The organism is Bacillus sp. JZ109, assembly GCF_053903135.1.
In genome coordinates, this window is sequence record NZ_CP096388.1 from 1290699 (window position 1) to 1309609 (window position 18911).

At 46.6% G+C, this 18911-nt stretch carries 16 protein-coding genes and 1 pseudogene; 11 read left to right on the forward strand and 6 right to left on the reverse strand.

Annotated elements, in window-relative coordinates:
- The first annotated feature begins 12 nt into the window (after positions 1-12).
- From abfA to M1D94_RS06595, 4 genes and pseudogenes are all read left to right on the forward strand, one after another.
- Positions 13-1515 carry an alpha-L-arabinofuranosidase AbfA gene (abfA, locus tag M1D94_RS06580; protein WP_003222445.1) on the forward strand — a complete coding sequence of 501 codons (1503 nt, stop codon included), beginning with the start codon at positions 13-15 and terminating at the stop codon, positions 1513-1515.
- A 151-nt stretch (positions 1516-1666) separates the two neighbouring features.
- Positions 1667-3463 carry a carbon starvation protein CstA gene (gene cstA / locus M1D94_RS06585; RefSeq protein ID WP_014477607.1) on the forward strand — a complete coding sequence of 599 codons (1797 nt, stop codon included), beginning with the start codon at positions 1667-1669 and terminating at the stop codon, positions 3461-3463.
- Positions 3406-3593 (forward strand): annotated as a pseudogene (locus M1D94_RS06590) (hypothetical protein). The gene cstA and the pseudogene M1D94_RS06590 overlap by 58 nt, the downstream one beginning before the upstream one ends.
- Positions 3508-3876, forward strand: coding sequence for a VOC family protein (locus tag M1D94_RS06595; protein WP_225510034.1), 369 nt, complete (start codon positions 3508-3510; stop codon positions 3874-3876). Before M1D94_RS06590 ends, M1D94_RS06595 begins: the two are co-directional and overlap by 86 nt.
- Before the next feature lie 38 nt (positions 3877-3914).
- Here the strand turns inward: M1D94_RS06595 and M1D94_RS06600 are convergent, their stop codons facing one another.
- The 4 genes from M1D94_RS06600 to sspI form a co-directional block, all read right to left on the reverse strand.
- Positions 3915-5249 (reverse strand): (Fe-S)-binding protein, encoded by a 1335-nt coding sequence (locus M1D94_RS06600; protein WP_282627294.1) that lies wholly within the window; start codon positions 5247-5249, stop codon positions 3915-3917.
- Complete coding sequence (gene glcD / locus M1D94_RS06605) at positions 5246-6658, reverse strand: glycolate oxidase subunit GlcD (protein WP_424934984.1); 1413 nt, start codon at positions 6656-6658, stop codon at positions 5246-5248. Before glcD ends, M1D94_RS06600 begins: the two co-directional genes overlap by 4 nt.
- A 102-nt stretch (positions 6659-6760) precedes the next feature.
- Positions 6761-7867, reverse strand: coding sequence for a CdaR family transcriptional regulator (locus tag M1D94_RS06610; protein ID WP_085187341.1), 1107 nt, complete (start codon positions 7865-7867; stop codon positions 6761-6763).
- A gap of 68 nt (positions 7868-7935) precedes the next feature.
- Positions 7936-8151, reverse strand: a complete 216-nt coding sequence (sspI, locus tag M1D94_RS06615; RefSeq protein WP_021480275.1) for a small acid-soluble spore protein SspI — start codon at positions 8149-8151, stop codon at positions 7936-7938.
- 118 nt (positions 8152-8269) lie between these two features.
- On the opposite strand from sspI, the gene M1D94_RS06620 reads away from it, so the two are divergent.
- Entirely contained in the window at positions 8270-9016 is a 747-nt protein-coding gene (locus tag M1D94_RS06620) for a TrmH family RNA methyltransferase (RefSeq protein ID WP_015714484.1), read from the forward strand.
- 66 nt (positions 9017-9082) lie between these two features.
- Here M1D94_RS06620 and M1D94_RS06625 read toward each other — a convergent pair whose 3' ends face one another.
- Positions 9083-9289 carry a hypothetical protein gene (locus M1D94_RS06625; protein ID WP_004398812.1) on the reverse strand — a complete coding sequence of 69 codons (207 nt, stop codon included), beginning with the start codon at positions 9287-9289 and terminating at the stop codon, positions 9083-9085.
- Positions 9290-9370: 81 nt separating this feature from the next.
- Between M1D94_RS06625 and pheS the strand changes: the two genes are divergently transcribed.
- Together pheS and pheT are read left to right on the forward strand one after the other, a co-directional pair.
- Positions 9371-10405: a phenylalanine--tRNA ligase subunit alpha gene (pheS, locus tag M1D94_RS06630; protein WP_004398818.1), complete on the forward strand. Its 1035-nt coding sequence runs from the start codon at positions 9371-9373 to the stop codon at positions 10403-10405.
- A 15-nt stretch (positions 10406-10420) separates the two neighbouring features.
- On the forward strand, positions 10421-12835 hold the full coding sequence (gene pheT / locus M1D94_RS06635; RefSeq protein WP_046381255.1) for a phenylalanine--tRNA ligase subunit beta: 2415 nt from the start codon (positions 10421-10423) through the stop codon (positions 12833-12835).
- Between the two features lie 35 nt (positions 12836-12870).
- On the opposite strand, the gene rnhC is transcribed toward pheT, so the two are convergent.
- A complete protein-coding gene (gene rnhC / locus M1D94_RS06640) occupies positions 12871-13809 on the reverse strand; it encodes a ribonuclease HIII (protein WP_014480506.1) in 939 nt (312 codons plus the stop codon).
- A 133-nt stretch (positions 13810-13942) separates the two neighbouring features.
- On the opposite strand from rnhC, the gene zapA reads away from it, so the two are divergent.
- From zapA to M1D94_RS06660, 4 genes are all read left to right on the forward strand, one after another.
- Positions 13943-14200 carry a cell division protein ZapA gene (gene zapA, locus M1D94_RS06645; RefSeq protein WP_003229534.1) on the forward strand — a complete coding sequence of 86 codons (258 nt, stop codon included), beginning with the start codon at positions 13943-13945 and terminating at the stop codon, positions 14198-14200.
- A 6-nt stretch (positions 14201-14206) separates the two neighbouring features.
- Positions 14207-14740 carry a CvpA family protein gene (locus M1D94_RS06650; RefSeq protein ID WP_014480505.1) on the forward strand — a complete coding sequence of 178 codons (534 nt, stop codon included), beginning with the start codon at positions 14207-14209 and terminating at the stop codon, positions 14738-14740.
- Positions 14741-14813: 73 nt separating this feature from the next.
- Positions 14814-16526 (forward strand): DNA polymerase/3'-5' exonuclease PolX, encoded by a 1713-nt coding sequence (polX, locus tag M1D94_RS06655; RefSeq protein ID WP_003229538.1) that lies wholly within the window; start codon positions 14814-14816, stop codon positions 16524-16526.
- Between the two features lie 20 nt (positions 16527-16546).
- Positions 16547-18904 carry an endonuclease MutS2 gene (locus M1D94_RS06660; RefSeq protein WP_014480503.1) on the forward strand — a complete coding sequence of 786 codons (2358 nt, stop codon included), beginning with the start codon at positions 16547-16549 and terminating at the stop codon, positions 18902-18904.
- The last annotated feature ends 7 nt before the right edge of the window (positions 18905-18911 follow it).

An 18911-nucleotide genomic window follows, 5' to 3' on the forward strand; every position in this document is an offset into this window, starting at 1 on the left:
AGGAAACGTGTGATGAAAAAAGCGCGAATGATTGTAGACAAAGAATATAAAATCGGTGAAGTAGATAAACGGATTTATGGCTCGTTTATCGAACATATGGGTCGTGCGGTATATGAAGGCATATACGAGCCTGATCACCCTGAAGCGGATGAAGATGGATTTAGAAAAGATGTCCAGTCGCTGATCAAAGAATTACAGGTTCCCATCATCCGCTATCCGGGCGGAAACTTTTTATCCGGATACAACTGGGAGGACGGTGTCGGACCAGTCGAAAACCGCCCGAGACGGCTTGACTTGGCATGGCAAACGACAGAAACCAATGAAGTGGGAACAAATGAATTTTTATCTTGGGCAAAAAAGGTGAACACTGAGGTCAATATGGCCGTCAACCTTGGCACAAGAGGCATAGATGCCGCTCGTAATCTCGTTGAATATTGCAACCATCCGAAAGGCTCTTACTGGAGTGATTTAAGAAGATCGCATGGCTATGAACAGCCGTATGGCATCAAAACATGGTGCTTAGGAAACGAAATGGATGGACCGTGGCAGATCGGCCACAAAACAGCTGATGAATACGGACGGCTTGCTGCAGAGACAGCAAAGGTCATGAAGTGGGTTGACCCATCAATTGAACTCGTTGCCTGCGGCAGCTCAAACAGCGGTATGCCGACCTTTATCGATTGGGAAGCGAAGGTGCTTGAGCATACGTATGAGCATGTCGACTATATCTCTCTTCACACTTACTACGGAAACCGGGATAACAATCTGCCAAACTACTTGGCCCGTTCCATGGATTTGGATCATTTTATCAAATCAGTCGCTGCGACCTGTGACTATGTAAAAGCAAAAACACGCAGCAAGAAAACAATCAATCTATCTCTGGATGAATGGAACGTCTGGTATCACTCAAATGAGGCTGATAAAAAAGTCGAACCGTGGATCACTGCGCGTCCGATTTTAGAGGATATTTACAATTTTGAAGATGCCTTATTAGTCGGCTCTCTGCTCATTACGATGCTGCAGCACGCAGACCGTGTGAAAATTGCGTGTCTTGCACAGCTTGTCAATGTCATCGCGCCGATCATGACGGAAAAAGGCGGAGAAGCATGGAGACAGCCGATTTTCTATCCATACATGCATGCTTCTGTTTATGGAAGGGGCGAGTCACTGAAACCGCTTATTTCTTCTCCGAAGTACGACTGTTCTGATTTCACTGATGTGCCATATGTTGATGCTGCTGTTGTGTACTCTGAAGAGGAAGAAACCCTCACTATTTTTGCGGTAAACAAGGCTGAGGATCAGATGGAGACGGAGATTTCGCTCAGAGGCTTTGAATCCTACCAAATCGCAGAGCACATCGTACTTGAGCATCAGGATATCAAAGCGACAAACCAGCATAACAGAAAAAATGTCGTTCCGCATTCCAACGGAACATCGTCTGTCAGCGAAAACGGCTTAACTGCTCATTTCACGCCGCTTTCCTGGAATGTGATCCGCCTGAAAAAACAGTCATAAGAGAAGCTAAGCCGGAGATTTCTCTCCGGCTTGTCTTTCAACTGCCACGAGCCGGCCCGTTCAAGCCGGCTTTTTGTATAGGAAAAAATGACCGCTTTTCACCATGAAATTATGATATATTTATGAAAAACAGCAAAGGGGATGGGAGAAAATGAATGCGGTTACAATTGTGATAGCATCAATGTGTATTTTGGCTATTGCCTATCGTTTATACGGAACATTTATGATGGTGAAGGTTCTCAAAGTGAATGATGACAAGCCAACACCTGCTCATGCACTTGAGGATGGGAAAGACTATGTGCCTACAAATAAATGGGTTTCGTTCGGCCACCACTTTGCCGCGATCGCAGCGGCCGGGCCGCTGGTCGGACCAATTCTGGCGGCGCAGTTTGGCTATTTGCCGGGATTATTGTGGCTGTTAATCGGGGCGGTAATTGGGGGAGCCGTCCATGATATTGTAGTGTTGTTTGCATCGATGCGCAAAAACGGAAAATCGCTGTCGGAAGTGGCAAAGGATGAGCTTGGCCCTGTTGCAGGATTTTGTACAGGCCTGTCCATGCTGTTTATCATCACGATCACAATGGCGGGTCTGTCGATGGTTGTCTTGCATGCGCTTGAACGTAATCCATGGGGAACATTTGCGGTAGGGATTACGATACCGATTGCGATGGGTGTGGGCTTATTTTATAAGAAAACGGGAAATTTAAAGCTCGCTTCAACGGTCGGCTTTCTCTTTTTAATGGCAGGAGTCTTTATTGGTCCATGGGTACAGACTACCGCGCTCGGTGACTTTTTAACGCTAGATACGAAAACGCTTGCAATCGCGCTTCCTGTTTATGCGTTTTTTGCGGCGGCGCTTCCCGTTTGGCTGCTTCTTGCTCCGCGTGATTATTTAAGCAGCTTTATGAAAATCGGTGTTTTTATCGCTTTGATTGTTGGTGTGTTTGTCGTCAATCCGTCCATTCCGTTCCCTGCGTTTACAGAATTCGTAAAAGGCGGCGGGCCGGTGCTGGCAGGACCTGTCTGGCCGTTCATCTCAATAACCATCGCCTGCGGGGCGATCTCTGGGTTCCATGCCTTTGTCGGCTCAGGAACGACACCGAAAATGCTGAATAAATGGAGTGATATGAAGCCGGTTGCGTTTGGCGCAATGCTTGTTGAGTGTCTTGTCGGCATCATGGCGCTGATTGCAGCGACCGCTTTACAGCCTGCTGATTACTTTGCGATTAACAGCACGCCTGAGGTTTTCCGTACGCTTGGCATGAATGTCGTACATTTGCCTGAATTGAGCAGGGAAATCGGTTTGGACTTAGAAGGAAGAACAGGGGGAGCCGTCACACTTGCGGTGGGAATGACTTATATTTTTACCGGAATGCCGTTTTTCAGCCATTTGGCCTCATACTTTTTCCAATTTGTCATTATGTTTGAAGCGGTCTTTATTTTAACAGCGATTGACGCCGGCACACGCGTCGCCCGTTATTTGATCCAGGATTTCTTCGGGGAGGTGTATAAGCCGCTGAAGAAAACAGACTGGATTCCGGGCTCTGTATTTGCCAGCGCGCTTGCCTGTTTGATGTGGGGGTACTTGCTGTATTCAGGAGATATCGGTTCCATTTGGGCGCTGTTCGGCGTTTCTAATCAGCTGATGGCTTCAGTGGGGCTGATTATCGGAGCGACCATCGTGCTGAAAATTGCTGATAAACGCCGATACATTCTGACTTGCCTTATCCCGCTTGCCTATTTATATGTCACTGTCAATTATGCGGGCTATTGGATGGTGCGCAATGTGTATCTCAATCCTGAAGCAGCAGGATATAGTGTATTGAATGGCGTATTATCTATCATCATGCTGGTGTTAGGCTTCATTATTATCGTGGCGGCTGTGAAAAAATGGGCGCAGATGTGGAAAGATCCGAGCTTAAGGATGGAAGCGTCTATACCGGGCTAGAAGGACTATTGAAAATGTTGAGGGGGTTTTCAATGAATCTATCAATGAAATATCTTATTCTATACGTATCGGACAGCAAGCGGGCTATTCATTTTTACCGGGATATTTTAGGACTGCCGATTCGTGCTGAACACGGCACTTATGTCGAATTTGATACAGGGTCTACGATATTGGCGCTTAATACGCGGGAAAGCGCCAGAGACATCACGGCGCTGGACATTCCGGATACATCTGCTTCAAACACATTTGAAATCGGGTTTGTTACTGAAAATGTAGAAGCGGTCATCAAAAGGATGAGAGAACAAGGCGTATCGATTATCGGGGAGCCAAAAGTGAAACCATGGGGGCAGACGGTCGCCTATATCGCTGATCCGGATGGACATTATATCGAAATTTGCAGTCCGATGGAATAACGCACAAAAGCCCAAAACAGTGTCTGTTTTGGGCTTTCTCATGATGTTTTGTGCCTGGCTGCTTCCAATAGCAGATCAGCCAGGTGAACGGCTCTGACTTTACCGCTTAGTCCTTCGCGTTCAATCCCGAGCTTCATCTGCAGCAGGCAGCCGGGATTTGCTGTTACAATGAGGATCGCTTCGGTTGCTTTGACGGCAGCCATTTTGCTGTCCAGTATTTTCATAGACATTTCAGCTTCGACGATGTTGTAAATTCCCGCTGACCCGCAGCAGCTGTCTGCTTTCTCCATTTCTTTGAATTCCGCCCCTTTGATGCTTTTAAGAAGCTGGCGGGGCTCGAGTGACGTATGCATCACATTTCTTAGATGACATGAATCTTGATAGGTAATGATCTGCGGCGTCTCGAGTGTTAGATCCATTTGATGGAAATCGAGCTCAACCAAAACGGACGAAAAATCTTTCAGCTTCTGAACAAACGCAGCAGCCCGTTCCGACCACTCAGGGTCATCCTTCAGCAAATGATCATATTCAGTGAGAAAGGCTCCGCATCCTCCTGCGTTTGTAATGACAGCATCCACGTCTAACGCTTCAAAAGCAGCGATATTTTGTTTCGCGAGCTCTTTCCCTGTGTTTTTTTCACCGCTGTGTCCATGAAGCGCCCCGCAGCAAGCCTGTTCAGGCGGAATGACAATGTCGCAGCCTGCCAGCTGTAAAAGCTTCAATGTGGCGTTGTTGGTCGGTAAAAACATTGTATCCATTAAGCAGCCCGAAAAAAAGGCGACCCGTTTTTTCATGGGGCCAATGGACGGCAGGAAACGCGGCCGATGTTTCATGTCTTTGCTTTTTGGAACATCAGGAAGAACAGCTTCCATCGTCCGCAAATGCTCAGGCAGGACCCGAAGCATGCCTGATTTTCGCACAGCGGTTTGCAGTCCTGAACGCTGATACAAACCGATAAGGCTTACAGCTGAGCGCATGCGGTTTTGATGCGGAAACAGCTCGTGAAAAGCCGTCTTTCGCATGACACGTTCACCAAGCGAGTGTTTTTTATTTTGGTGGATAATATCTCTGGCTTCCTCAAGCAGCTGCCCGTATTTCACGCCAGACGGGCATACAGGCTCACAGGCGCGGCAGCCGAGGCAAAGTGACAGCGACCGTTCGACATCTTCATCCGGTTCAATCATACCGTCGGCTACGGCTTTCATTAAGGCGATGCGCCCACGCGGAGAGTGTGTTTCCTGAAATCCCGATTCGATATAGGTCGGACAGGAAGGAAGACAGAAGCCGCAGCGCATACAATTTAATAACTCTCCTTCATCCATACGCTCTTTAAATTCATTTTGGATCTGTTTCATTTCTTTTTCTGTTGTCATCTTTCCGCCACCACACGTTTTCTCGCATCTTTCGCAAACACTTTGCCCGGATTTAATATGTACCGGGGGTCAAATGCCGCTTTCAACGCTTTCATCGCATCAATGCCTTCTTTTTTCAGCTTCATTTCCAAGTAAGGCGCTTTCATTTCCCCGACTCCGTGCTCTCCGGTTATCGTCCCGCCAAGTTCAATCGCTTTCTCAAAAATCTCGGCAAAGGCCTGTTCGACACGTTCCATTTCATCCTCATTTCTTATGTCTGTCGTGCATGTCGGGTGAAGGTTCCCGTCGCCCGCATGGCCAAAGGTGCAGATGGAAATATCATATTTAGCAGCAATATCATTAATCGCTTTAACCATATTGGCGATTTCTGAGCGAGGAACGGTCGCATCCTCTAAAATCGTCGTCGGCTTGAGGCGGGCTAGGGCAGAAAGTGCAGAGCGCCGTGCTTCAGTCAGGGCGAATGCCTCCTCCTCTGTTTGTGCGGTCTGAACGGAAACGGCGTCGCCTTTTTTGCAGATCGCCTCAATCTTTTCCATATCCCGTTCAACAGTTTCAAATGGCCCGTCTTGTTCAATTAACAAAACTGCTTTTGCGCTTGTCGGAAGTCCGATTTTGGCATAATCCTCAATCACCAAAAGTGTAGGCTGGTCGAGAAATTCAAGCGTGGCGGGTATGATTTTTGCGGCAATGATGTCTGATACCGTTTGAGCAGCGGCATCGATATTTTCATATAGGGCAAGCAGCGTCTTTTTTGTTTCAGGCTTTGGAACGAGCTTGACGATTGCCTCTGTCACAATGCCGAGTGTTCCTTCTGAGCCGACAAAAAGACGTGTGAGATCGTATCCGGCCACATCCTTTGCGAGTTTTCCGCCGGTGCGGATGATGTCACCATTTGCGAGCACAACCTCCAGTCCAATAACATAGTCGCGGGTGACGCCGTATTTTAATCCGCGGAGCCCGCCGGAATTTTCATTGATGTTGCCGCCGATAGTTGATATTTTCATAGAACTCGGATCGGGCGGATAAAACAAACCTTTGCTTTCAACTGCCTTGATCATATCCAGCGTAATAACGCCCGGCTGAACTGTGGCAGTTAAATTTTCTTCATCAATTTCAAGAATCCGGTTCATGTGCTTAAAGAGAAGCACAAGTCCGCCTTCAGTCGGGCACGTGCCGCCGCACAGGTTTGTCCCTGATCCTCTTGGAACGATCGGCACTCGATGTTCGCTGCAAATTGTTAAAATGCGTGATACTTCATCAGTATTCCTCGGAGCAATCACGGCATCAGGCATAGACTGATACTGAGGCGTCGCATCATATGAATAGACGAGACGGCCGGCATTCGAGTCATCAAAGTTTTCTGGTCCGGAGACCAGAATCAGCTGTTCCTTTACATCCTTGGTGATCATTTCACCCATCCCCCTGTCAAAAAACGCTTCCAATCTATTGTAAGAGAAAAAAAGCAAAGCCTTCCATGGAGAAACATACAAAAAATGAAACTGAAACTCTCTCTATTTTGTATCTTGATCTAAAAAATAGAGGGCGACGTACATCGTGACGACGTCCTCGGTACGGTCAAAACGTAAACCCGTCAGCTGTTCAGCCTTAGACAGACGATAACGCAATGTATTGATGTGTATATGCATGTCTTCAGCGGTTTGTTTCAAAGACAAATCGTGATGAAAGAAAGTCCGTAACGTATTCATAAGTTCCTGATGCTCTAGCGCATCTCCTAATACTCTTTGCGGAAATTCGTTTCGGGTTCCCGGGCTGATCTCCGTCAGACACATATCAAGCTTCAGATCCTCTTCAAATATGGGCGTTTTTCGCTTAAGGCTGACAGCCAGCGCTTTTTCCGCTTGCTCGTATGACTCTGTCAGGCTGGAGCTTGCGACAGCTCTTCCGGCGCCAGCTGCTGTATATTGGCTGCTTGCGGTATTGGCAAACGAACAAATGTGAAGGATTTTCCGTAAAAGCCGATCCCTTTGTTCATGCTGCGGCACTTCATGATTAATCAAAATCCGTTCATTTCCCCACCTGATGAACAAATCCGCAGGGTACGATGATTTCCAGATGCGTGCCATTTTTTCAATATCATGACGTGACCACTCATACCCCTGAATAAGAATCATTTGGCGCCGGGAGGAAAGGTCAACACCAAGAAGTTGAGCTTTCTCAAGAAAACTGGGAGACCACTCCTTTAGTTGCAGCCAATCGATCATAAAGGACTCCAGCATTCTCTCACGCCACTGGGATTGCTCTAAATGCCGTGATTCCTTAATGAACAGCTCTGTCATTTTTCGAAGCAGTTCTCCGAATGGCTGAATCTCTGCAGGTTCACCTGTCAGCCCGAAGACGGCGATCACATCATGGTCAAAAAATACAGGGAGGTTTATGCCTGCTTTCACTCCTTTTAATCTTGTTTCATCTTCTTTTGTAATAATCACGCTGCGTCTTTCTTTTGCGCAGATAAGCGCTCCCTCATGAAATTGTCCGACACGCTCATCGTTTGTGCCTGCCATAATAAGACCGTCCGTGTTTACAATAATGACTTCACGTTCGTACATTTTTTTAACTTCAGCAATAATTTTTTTCGCTAATAACGGCTGTAAAAACATGGCGTTCCCCCTCATCATGTTTTTATTATATAAGAAAAAAACCGGGCGCTGTCACCCGGTTTCATGTCTTATTCGGCGGGTTTTAATCCGCCTTCAAGCGTTTTCAGCATTTCGTTTTTCTCACTTTCGGATGCGTGCTGCCAAATGACTTCGAATAAAACGCCGAGCCCTGGAAGCATTTTTTCTTCACCGCTTTGAATCGCATCTACGATTGTATGCTCAAGCTGCTCCTGATTATTGCCGGTGACATTGGAGATGACGGCATGACGTAAATTAAGATCCATGTAAAACGCTCCTTTTTCTAAAATGTAATACGTATATTCTAACCCTGCACCTGGTTTATTATGTGCTGTTCTTGCGATATAATAACATCATGTTAAAAAAAGGAGCGCCACATAGACAGTGAAACAAATAGAATCGGCAAAAAATCAAAAAGTGAAGGATTGGAAAAAGCTTCACACAAAAAAAGAACGAACAAAAACAAATACATTTCTGATAGAGGGAGAACACCTCGTTGAAGAGGCGTTGAAAAGCCCGGGCATTGTGAAAGAAATCCTTGTAAAGGATGAAACGAAGATTCCTTCAGATCTTGAGACTGGTATCCAGTGCTATATGCTGAGTGAAGATGCGTTTTCAGCTGTGACTGAAACCGAAACGCCGCAGCAGATTGCCGCTGTGTGCCATATGCCTGAAGAAAAGCTGGCAACAGCACGCAAGGTGCTGCTGATTGACGCTGTGCAAGATCCGGGAAACCTTGGCACAATGATTCGAACGGCTGATGCGGCCGGTTTGGATGCGGTTGTACTCGGTGACGGCACGGCGGACGCCTTTAACGGAAAAACACTGCGATCTGCTCAAGGATCTCACTTCCATATTCCTGTTGTGAGAAGAAACCTGCCTTCATATGTGGACGAATTGAAGGCAGAGGGCGTAAAAGTATACGGCACGGCGTTGCAAAACGGAGCGCCTTACCAGGAGATCCCTCAGTCTGAATCCTTTGCGCTCATTGTAGGAAATGAAGGTGCAGGGGTGGATGCTGCATTGCTGGAAAAAACGGATTTGAACCTGTACGTGCCGCTTTACGGACAGGCTGAATCACTAAACGTTGCGGTTGCGGCTGCCATCCTCGTGTATCACTTGCGAGGATAGTGTTGCGCCAAGCGTTGGATTTCTCTATAATAGAACATAATATTTCAAAAACCGTGACAGAGGACCTCAATTTCTGATCAACTGCTTTCCAGGGAGAAAATGCCGCTGACTGAGAGCATTTTTAACGCAGCCGGAAATTGGCTTCACCTCTTGAGTTGTCGCCGGGACCGCGTACACTGCGCGTAAAGGTGAACCGGAATCTGATTCCGTTATGTCAATGAAGCTGACGACAGCATCAGTCTGTCTGAAATAAGGGTGGTACCGCGGCCACAACTCGTCCCTTGTACAAGGGACGGGTTTTTTTTATTTTCCAAAGACATATGACGGTTTGTTTACATAAAAGGAGGATGCAAAATGGAAGAAAAGCTAAAACAGCTGGAACAAGAAGCTTTAGAACAAGTAGAAGCGGCAAGCTCATTGAAGGTTGTCAATGATATTCGGGTGCAATATCTCGGAAAAAAAGGGCCGATTACAGAAGTGCTGCGCGGAATGGGCAAGCTTTCTGCTGAGGAACGTCCAAAAATGGGGGCGCTCGCGAACGAAGTAAGGGAGCGTATTGCCAATGCGATTGCTGACAAAAACGAGAAGCTTGAAGAAGAGGAAATGAAGCAGAAGCTTGCAGGACAGACAATTGACGTCACGCTGCCGGGGAACCCTGTTGCAGTCGGCGGCCGCCATCCGCTCACTGTTGTCATTGAAGAAATTGAAGATTTATTTATCGGTATGGGCTACACAGTCGAGGAAGGGCCAGAGGTTGAAACGGATTACTACAACTTCGAATCGCTCAATCTTCCGAAAGAACACCCAGCGCGCGATATGCAGGACAGCTTTTACATCACAGAGGAAACTTTGATGAGAACGCAAACTTCTCCTGTCCAAACACGTACGATGGAAAAGCATGAAGGCAAAGGTCCCGTTAAAATCATTTGCCCGGGTAAAGTATATCGCCGTGATAACGATGATGCGACGCACTCTCACCAATTTATGCAAATTGAAGGGCTTGTCGTTGACAAAAACATCAGCATGAGTGATTTAAAAGGAACGCTTGAACTCGTTGCGAAAAAAATGTTCGGGCAAGACCGCGAAATCAGACTCCGTCCAAGCTTCTTTCCGTTTACTGAGCCTTCAGTAGAAGTGGATGTGACATGCTTTAAATGCGGTGGGAACGGCTGCTCAGTCTGTAAAGGAACAGGCTGGATTGAAATCCTCGGCGCCGGCATGGTTCACCCGAACGTGCTTAAAATGGCTGGCTTTGATCCGAAGGAATATCAGGGCTTCGCATTCGGAATGGGTGTTGAGCGCATCGCGATGCTGAAATACGGCATTGATGATATCCGCCACTTCTATACAAACGATGTCAGATTTATTTCGCAGTTTAAACAGGCGTAAGAGGAGGATGCAAGGATGTTTGTTTCTTATAAATGGTTAGAGGATTATGTTGATTTAAAAGGCATGGACCCGGCTGTTCTTGCTGAAAAAATTACAAGAGCCGGTATTGAGGTTGAAGGAATTGAATACAAAGGAGAAGGCATCAAAGGCGTTGTCATCGGCCATGTGCTGGAGCGCGAGCAGCATCCGAATGCTGATAAACTGAATAAGTGCCTTGTGGATATTGGAGCTGAAGCCCCTGTACAAATCATTTGCGGCGCGCCGAATGTGGATAAAGGACAAAAAGTCGCGGTTGCAACAGTCGGAGCGGTGCTGCCGGGCAATTTCAAAATCAAAAAAGCTAAGCTTCGCGGTGAAGAATCAAACGGCATGATCTGTTCCTTACAGGAGCTTGGTATTGAAAGCAAACTTGTGGCGAAGGAGTATGCAGAAGGCATTTTCGTATTCCCGAATGACGCTGAAACAGGAAGCGATGCCTTAGCGGCTTTACAGCTTGACGATGCGATTCTTGAGCTGGGTTTAACGCCAAACCGCGCGGATGCCATGAACATGCTTGGTGTTGCTTACGAGGTTGCCGCGATTTTAGATACTGAGGTAAAGCTTCCGCAAACGGATTACCCGGCTGCTTCAGAACAAGCGTCTGATTACATTTCAGTCAAAATTGAAGATCAAGAAGCGAACCCGCTGTACACTGCAAAAATCATTAAAAATGTCACGATTGCTCCGTCACCGCTTTGGATGCAGACAAAGCTGATGAATGCAGGCATTCGTCCGCACAACAACGTCGTTGACATCACAAATTTTGTCCTGTTGGAATACGGACAGCCGCTTCATGCGTTTGATTATGACAGATTTGGCTCTAAGGAAGTGGTAGTAAGAAAAGCAGCTGAGAATGAAATGATCGTAACTCTTGATGATCAAGAACGTAAGCTGTCCGCCGATCACCTTGTCATTACAAACGGAACGAAAGCGCAGGCCGTTGCGGGTGTCATGGGAGGAGCAGAGTCAGAGGTTCAGGAAGATACGAAAACGATTTTGCTTGAGGCTGCGTATTTCAACGGGCAGACGGTTCGCAAGGCTTCCAAAGACCTTGGTTTGAGAAGTGAATCAAGCGTAAGATTTGAAAAAGGAATTGATCCGGCGCGCGTACGTCTTGCAGCAGAACGGGCTGCGCAGCTGATCCATCTGTATGCCGGCGGTGAGGTGCTTGCTGGAACAGTTGAGGAAGATCACCTGACAATCGAAGCAAATAACATTCACGTATCTGCTGATAAAGTGAGCAGCGTTCTAGGCCTGACGATCAGTAAAGAAGAACTGATTAGCATTTATAAACGTCTCGGTTTTACGGTCGGTGAAGCGGGTGAACTTCTCGTTGTGACTGTCCCATCACGCCGCGGCGACATTACAATAGAAGAGGATTTAATCGAAGAAGCGGCAAGACTGTACGGCTACGATAACATTCCGTCTACGCTTCCTGAGACAGCGGGAACTACAGGCGGATTAACGCCATACCAGGCAAAACGCCGTAAAGTCAGACGCTTCCTTGAAGGCGCAGGCTTATCACAAGCCATCACTTACTCACTGACAAACGAGAAGAAAGCGGCAGCGTTTGCGATTGAAAAATCACTGAATACTGTGCTTGCGCTTCCAATGAGTGAAGAAAGAAGCATTCTCAGACACAGTCTTGTTCCGAATCTGCTTGATTCTGTTTCTTACAACCTTGCGAGGCAGACTGACTCAGTTGCACTGTACGAAGTTGGCTCCGTTTTCCTGACGAAGGAAGAGGACACAAAACCTGTTGAAACAGAGCGCGTAGCAGGAGCTGTTACCGGATTATGGCGCAAACAGCTATGGCAGGGAGAAAAGAAACCAGTTGATTTCTTTGTTGTCAAAGGAATTGTAGAAGGGCTGTTAGACAAACTCAACGTCCTAGACAGCATTGAATTTGTACAGTCTGAACGCAAACAGCTGCATCCGGGCAGAACAGCGAACATTTTATTGAATGGTTCTCTGATCGGCTTCATCGGCCAAGTCCATCCTTCATTGGAAAAAGAACTGGATATAAAAGAAACATACGTATTTGAGCTCGATCTTCATGCGTTGCTCGCGGCAGAAACAGCCCCGCTTGTTTACACGGCGATTCCGAAATATCCGTCTGTGACACGTGATATCGCCCTTGTAACAGATAAAACCGTCACAAGCGGACAGCTCGAGAGCGTCATTAAAGAGGCTGGCGGAAAGCTTCTGAAAGAGGTAACCGTCTTTGACGTATACGAAGGCGAACATATGGAGGAAGGCAAGAAGTCAGTCGCTTTCTCACTCCAGTATGTCAACCCTGAACAAACACTGACTGAAGAAGAAGTGACAAAGGCGCACAGCAAAGTGCTGAAAGCGTTAGAAGACACATATCAAGCTGTTTTAAGAGGCTGATAAAAAAGCTTGCAGAGAAATCTGCAAGCTTTTTTCTATGAACGTTTTTTATCAGCAAGGCGCTGCGCTTTTTGCGTATTGGCGAAATGGAGTTTTGTAAAGGTTCTGAGTGCAGATGCCCCTTTTTTGAGGATCAGCTTGGCGGCCGCTTCATCGACGTGAGGACCGGCCCCTTTTGGAAGCGTCATTCCTGCCTCGCGTGATAGTTTATCCATTTCCATTAAAAACGAATATCTTGCAATGATTGAAGCAGCGGCGACAGCCAGGTGAATACCTTCAGCTTTTGTGCTAAAATAGGTCCGCTCCTTCACAATGTCTCTGCCCTTTAAATGATTGAAGTAGACGCCTGGCTCAGCGAATTGGTCAATCAAAATGGCTTCAGGCTTTACTCCATCCAATTTTCTTAATAAATGGGTGATCGCCTGATTGTGCAGCAAAGCTTTCATTTTCCCTTGGCTCATGCCTTTTTCCTGCATGCTGTTATACTTTTCATTTTTTAAAACCAGCAGGCTATATGGAATAGTTTTGATCAGGTTTCGGGCAATCTCGATGATTTGCGGATCTTTTAAATCTTTAGAATCCTTAACACCGAGTTCCTTCATTAAAGGAAGCATGGTTTTGTCGACGTACGCGCATACAACCGTCATTGGGCCAAAGTAATCTCCGGTTCCGACTTCGTCAGAACCGATAACAGACATTCCGGCGATATCTGCCGGAGGGGCATAGCGGGGATCAGCCGGCTTTTTGGCCATTTTCTTCTTTTCCGGCTCTGCTGTTCCCCAGCGCGCGGATTCTGCCGCTGCGTTTTTGCCTTGAAACAAGACCTTGCCTGATTTATATGCTGTAATGGTACAGCCGGGCGGTTTCGCCTGAAAAACGGCTCCCTGCGGAACAGAGGCTGTAAGCGAACCGCTGTATGTCATTTTCATTTGGTCAATAGCAGACAACGATACTTTTATCACTGAATGGGACACGTAATAATCTCCTTTTTTTACACTTTTCGCTGTATATACCAGTGTATCATAACAGCGGGAGGCTCGTCTTTCCATTCATTTAATAAACGTGTTATGATAAGAACTAGGATTCTCGCGGAATGGAGGAGAAACGTTGTCTGACGGCAAAAAAACAAAAACAACCGTTGACATTTACGGCCAGCACTTCACGATTGTCGGTGAAGAAAGCAGAGCCCATATGAGGTATGTCGCCGGAATTGTTGATGATAAAATGAGAGAAATCAATGAAAAAAATCCATACCTTGATATAAATAAACTTGCAGTGCTGACAGCGGTAAATGTGGTGCACGATTATGTCAAATTACAAGAGAAATGTGAAAAACTGGAGCGTCAGCTTAAAGAAAAGGATTGAACAACTATGCTAGATATCATCATCTTAATCTTGCTCCTGATGGGGACTTTACTGGGGTTAAAACGCGGTTTTATCCTGCAGTTTATCCGCTTGACGAGCTTTATTTTATCAATTGCCTTTGCGGCTTTATTCTATAAAAACGTGGCACCGCATTTACATTGGATTCCCGCACCCGATTTTTCAGCGGGACAGCCGGCTCTTTCTTTTTTTACGGGGAATTTGGAAGCAGCGTACTATAATGCGATTGCGTTTATCGTTTTATTTATCATTGCTAAAATCTTACTGAGAATCATCGGCTCGTTCTTGAGTATTGTCGCCGGCATTCCGGTGATCAAACAAATCAACCAATTGCTGGGCGCCGTTCTCGGTTTTCTAGAAGTCTATTTATTTACATTTGTGCTGCTGTATGTCGCATCCGTTCTGCCGGTAGATGCACTGCAGCAAATGATGGGGCAATCGTCCCTCGCAAATGTGATCATTAACCATACACCATACTTGTCAGGGCTCCTACAAGAGCTGTGGACACAGTACGGGGCATAAAAAAACTTCTCTTGTCCGGAGAAGTTTTTTTCAAGTATGATGGAAACATATGTGAACGTCTGGGGGTTATGATATGCATAAAAAAGATATTATCCGGCTGCTTGAAACCATTGCAGTCTATATGGAACTAAAAGGGGACAACCCGTTTAAAGTATCCGCCTTCCGAAAAGCGGCGGCAGCCCTGGAACAGGACGACCGAAGCTTATCAGAAATGGACGATATGATGTCGCTGTCCGGCATTGGAAAAGGAACGTACAGCGTCATTAAAGAGTATATAGATGAAGGAAAGTCAAGCACGCTCGAATCGCTTCAGAAAGAAGTGCCGGAAGGACTCGTGCCTTTATTGAAGCTGCCGGGGCTCGGCGGCAAAAAAATCGCAAAGCTGTATAAAGAGCTCGGCGTACACGATGCAGAATCTCTAAAGGAAGCCTGTGAACAGCAAAAGGTGCAAGGTCTTGCGGGCTTTGGCAAAAAATCGGAAGAAAAAATATTACAGGCGCTCGGGGAAGCCGGAAAACAGCCTGAACGGTTCCCGATCGGCTACGCCCTCCGGATCGCGCGGGAAATTGAGGAGCATCTTTCTCAATTTACGCATATCATCAAATTTTCTCGTGCCGGAAGTCTCCGCAGAGCGCGGGAAACGGTGAAGGATCTGGATTATATCATTGCTACAGATCATCCGGCTGAAGTAAGAGAGCAGCTTCTTGAGCTGCCAAACATCAAAAGCGTGATCGCAAGCGGAGATACGAAGGTGTCCGTCATCCTTTCCTTTGAATATGAAACAAGCGTCGATTTCCGTCTTGTGACGGAAGAGCAGTTTCCGACAACACTCCATCATTTTACGGGATCAAAGGATCACAATATTAAGATGCGCCAAATCGCCAAAGAACGCGGCGAGCGGATCAGTGAATACGGCGTTGAGACAGTTGAAACCGGAGAGATCAAAACATTTCCGAGTGAACGTGAATTTTATGCGCACTTCGGCCTGCCGCTGATTCCGCCGGAAATTCGTGAAAGCGGACAGGAAGTGGAAACCTACAGCGACAGCATTGAACTGATAGAGCTCGGGCAAATCAAAGGTGATCTCCACATGCACTCAACGTGGAGCGATGGTGCATTTTCGATCAGAGAGATGGCTGAAGCCTGCATCAAAAAAGGCTATCAATACATGGCGATCACCGATCACTCACAATATTTAAAGGTCGCCAACGGCCTTACTGCAGAAAGACTTAAGCAGCAGGCAAAAGAAATTGATGCGCTGAATGCAGAGTTTGAAAACTTCCGTATTTTGAAAGGCGTTGAGATGGATATCCTGCCTGACGGTACGCTCGATTATGATGACGATGTGCTTGCGGAAATGGATATCGTTATTGCATCGATTCATTCCAGTTTTAATCAGCCGGAACACGTGATTATGAAACGGCTTGAGACGGCACTGACAAACAAGCATGTTGACATTATCGCACACCCGACCGGGCGCCTTATCGGCAGACGGGCCGGTTACGAAATCGATATTGATCAGCTGATTGAGCTTGCGAGGAAAACAAATACGGCGCTTGAACTCAACGCCAACCCTGCGCGCCTTGATCTACGCACAGAGCATTTAATGAAAGCAAACGAACAAGGGGTTACATTGGTGATTAATACTGATGCCCATAATATTGAGATGTTAGACGATATGAAAACTGGCGTTACTGCCGCGCGCAAAGGATGGACGGAAACGAAAAACGTTCTGAATGCCCGGTCGCTTAAAGACGTAGAGGCATTTCTGAAGCGCAACGATTAAGTAAGGAGGCTCACACAATCGTGCAGCAAAAAGTATTATCAGCTCTTGAATTTCATAAAGTGAAAGAACAGGTTATTGGGCATGCCGCTTCATCGCTCGGAAAAGAAATGCTTCTCGAGCTTAAGCCTTCTGCTTCTATAGACGAAATCAAAAAACAGCTGGATGAAGTAGACGAAGCTTCTGACATTATCCGGCTGAGAGGCCAAGCGCCATTTGGCGGCCTTGTAGATATCAGAGGAGCGTTAAGACGGGCGGAAATCGGCAGCGTTCTCAGTCCTTCTGAATTCACTGAAATCTCAGGCCTGCTTTATGCAGTTAAACAAATGAAACATTTTATCACCCAAATGGCTGAAGACGGTGTCGACATTCCGCTGATCCATCAGCATGCTGAACAGCTTATCACGCTGTCCGATTTAGAGCGGGACATTAATTCCTGCATTGATGATCACGGAGAAGTGCTTGATCATGCATCGGAAACATTAAGAGGAATCCGCACACAGCTCAGAACACTCGAATCAAGAGTCAGAGACCGGTTAGAGTCGATGCTGCGTTCCTCTTCCGCTTCGAAAATGCTGTCTGATACGATTGTTACGATTCGGAATGACCGCTTTGTGATCCCGGTCAAACAGGAGTACAGATCCAGCTATGGAGGAATTGTGCACGACACCTCATCCTCTGGTGCGACACTATTCATTGAACCGCAGGCGATTGTAGATATGAACAATTCCCTTCAGCAGGCGAAAGTGAAAGAAAAGCAAGAAATTGAACGGATTTTGCGTGTGCTGACAGAGAAAACGGCAGAGTATACAGAGGAGCTATTTCTAGATTTGCAAGTGCTGCAGACGCTTGACTTTATTTTTGCAAAAGCTAGATATGCAAAAGCGGTTAAAGCGACAAAACCGATTATGAACGACACCGGCTTTATCCGTTTGAAAAAAGCCCGCCATCCATTGCTTCCGCCTGATCAGGTTGTTGCCAATGACATCGAGCTTGGCCGCGATTTTTCAACCATTGTCATCACAGGGCCAAACACCGGGGGGAAAACAGTCACCCTTAAAACGTTAGGCCTGCTAACCTTAATGGCGCAGTCAGGTCTTCATATCCCGGCAGATGAAGGGTCAGAAGCGGCAGTATTTGAGCACGTATTCGCTGATATCGGTGATGAACAGTCGATTGAGCAAAGTTTAAGTACGTTCTCATCCCATATGGTGAATATTGTCGGCATTTTAGAACAGGTCAATGAAAACAGCCTTGTGCTTTTCGATGAACTTGGTGCAGGGACAGATCCGCAGGAGGGGGCGGCCCTCGCCATGAGCATCTTGGATGACGTGCATCGCACCAATGCACGAGTGTTAGCTACGACGCATTATCCGGAATTGAAGGCGTACGGCTATAACAGAGAAGGCGTCATGAATGCCAGCGTTGAATTTGACATCGAAACGCTGTCACCGACCTATAAACTTTTAATTGGTGTGCCGGGTCGAAGCAATGCTTTCGAAATTTCAAAACGCCTCGGGCTTCCGGACCATATCATCGGGCAGGCGAAGTCAGAAATGACGGCCGAGCATAACGAAGTCGATACGATGATTGCGTCGCTGGAACAAAGCAAAAAACGTGCGGAAGAAGAGCTTTCTGAGACAGAATCAATCAGAAAAGAAGCGGAAAAACTGCATAAAGAGCTGCAGCAGCAAATCATCGAGCTTAACAGCAAAAAAGACAAAATGCTTGAAGAGGCAGAACAGCAGGCTGCTGAAAAAGTAAAAGCGGCAATGAAAGAAGCCGAGGACATAATTCATGAATTGCGCACCATAAAAGAAGAACACAAATCCTTCAAGGATCACGAGCTGATTAACGCGAAGAAACGGTTAGAAGGCGCTATGCCGGCTTTTGAAAAGTCCAAGAAACCGGAAAAACCGAAAGCGCAAAAACGCGACTTTAAGCCTGGCGACGAGGTGAAAGTCCTCACTTTCGGGCAAAAAGGAACATTGCTCGAAAAAACAGGCGGCAATGAATGGAATGTTCAAATCGGTATTTTAAAGATGAAAGTAAAAGAAAAAGATCTGGAGTTTATCAAATCAGCTCCGGAGCAAAAAAAAGAAAAAATCATTACAGCGGTCAAGGGAAAGGACTATCACGTATCGCTTGAACTTGATCTCCGCGGCGAACGCTATGAAAATGCCCTCAGCCGGGTTGAAAAATACTTGGATGATGCGGTGTTAGCCGGATATCCAAGAGTGTCAATCATCCACGGAAAAGGAACCGGCGCTTTAAGAAAAGGCGTACAGGATCTTCTGAAAAACCACCGCAGCGTCAAAAGTTCCCGTTTCGGTGAAGCAGGTGAGGGAGGATCAGGCGTTACGGTTGTTGAACTAAAATAAAAGGGAG

Bases quoted from the DNA above. Each gene is read 5' to 3' on its own strand.
- M1D94_RS06600 (WP_282627294.1), bottom strand. From the start codon at position 5,249: ATGACAACAGAAAAAGAAATGAAACAGATCCAAAATGAATTTAAAGAG.
- sspI (WP_021480275.1), bottom strand. From the start codon at position 8,151: ATGGATCTTAATTTACGTCATGCCGTCATCTCCAATGTCACCGGCAAT.
- M1D94_RS06595 (WP_225510034.1), top strand. From the start codon at position 3,508: ATGAAATATCTTATTCTATACGTATCGGACAGCAAGCGGGCTATTCAT.
- M1D94_RS06610 (WP_085187341.1), bottom strand. From the start codon at position 7,867: ATGTTTTTACAGCCGTTATTAGCGAAAAAAATTATTGCTGAAGTTAAA.
- glcD (WP_424934984.1), bottom strand. From the start codon at position 6,658: ATGATCACCAAGGATGTAAAGGAACAGCTGATTCTGGTCTCCGGACCA.
- cstA (WP_014477607.1), top strand. From the start codon at position 1,667: ATGAATGCGGTTACAATTGTGATAGCATCAATGTGTATTTTGGCTATT.
- abfA (WP_003222445.1), top strand. From the start codon at position 13: ATGAAAAAAGCGCGAATGATTGTAGACAAAGAATATAAAATCGGTGAA.
- M1D94_RS06650 (WP_014480505.1), top strand. From the start codon at position 14,207: ATGCTAGATATCATCATCTTAATCTTGCTCCTGATGGGGACTTTACTG.
- pheT (WP_046381255.1), top strand. From the start codon at position 10,421: ATGTTTGTTTCTTATAAATGGTTAGAGGATTATGTTGATTTAAAAGGC.
- pheS (WP_004398818.1), top strand. From the start codon at position 9,371: ATGGAAGAAAAGCTAAAACAGCTGGAACAAGAAGCTTTAGAACAAGTA.
- polX (WP_003229538.1), top strand. From the start codon at position 14,814: ATGCATAAAAAAGATATTATCCGGCTGCTTGAAACCATTGCAGTCTAT.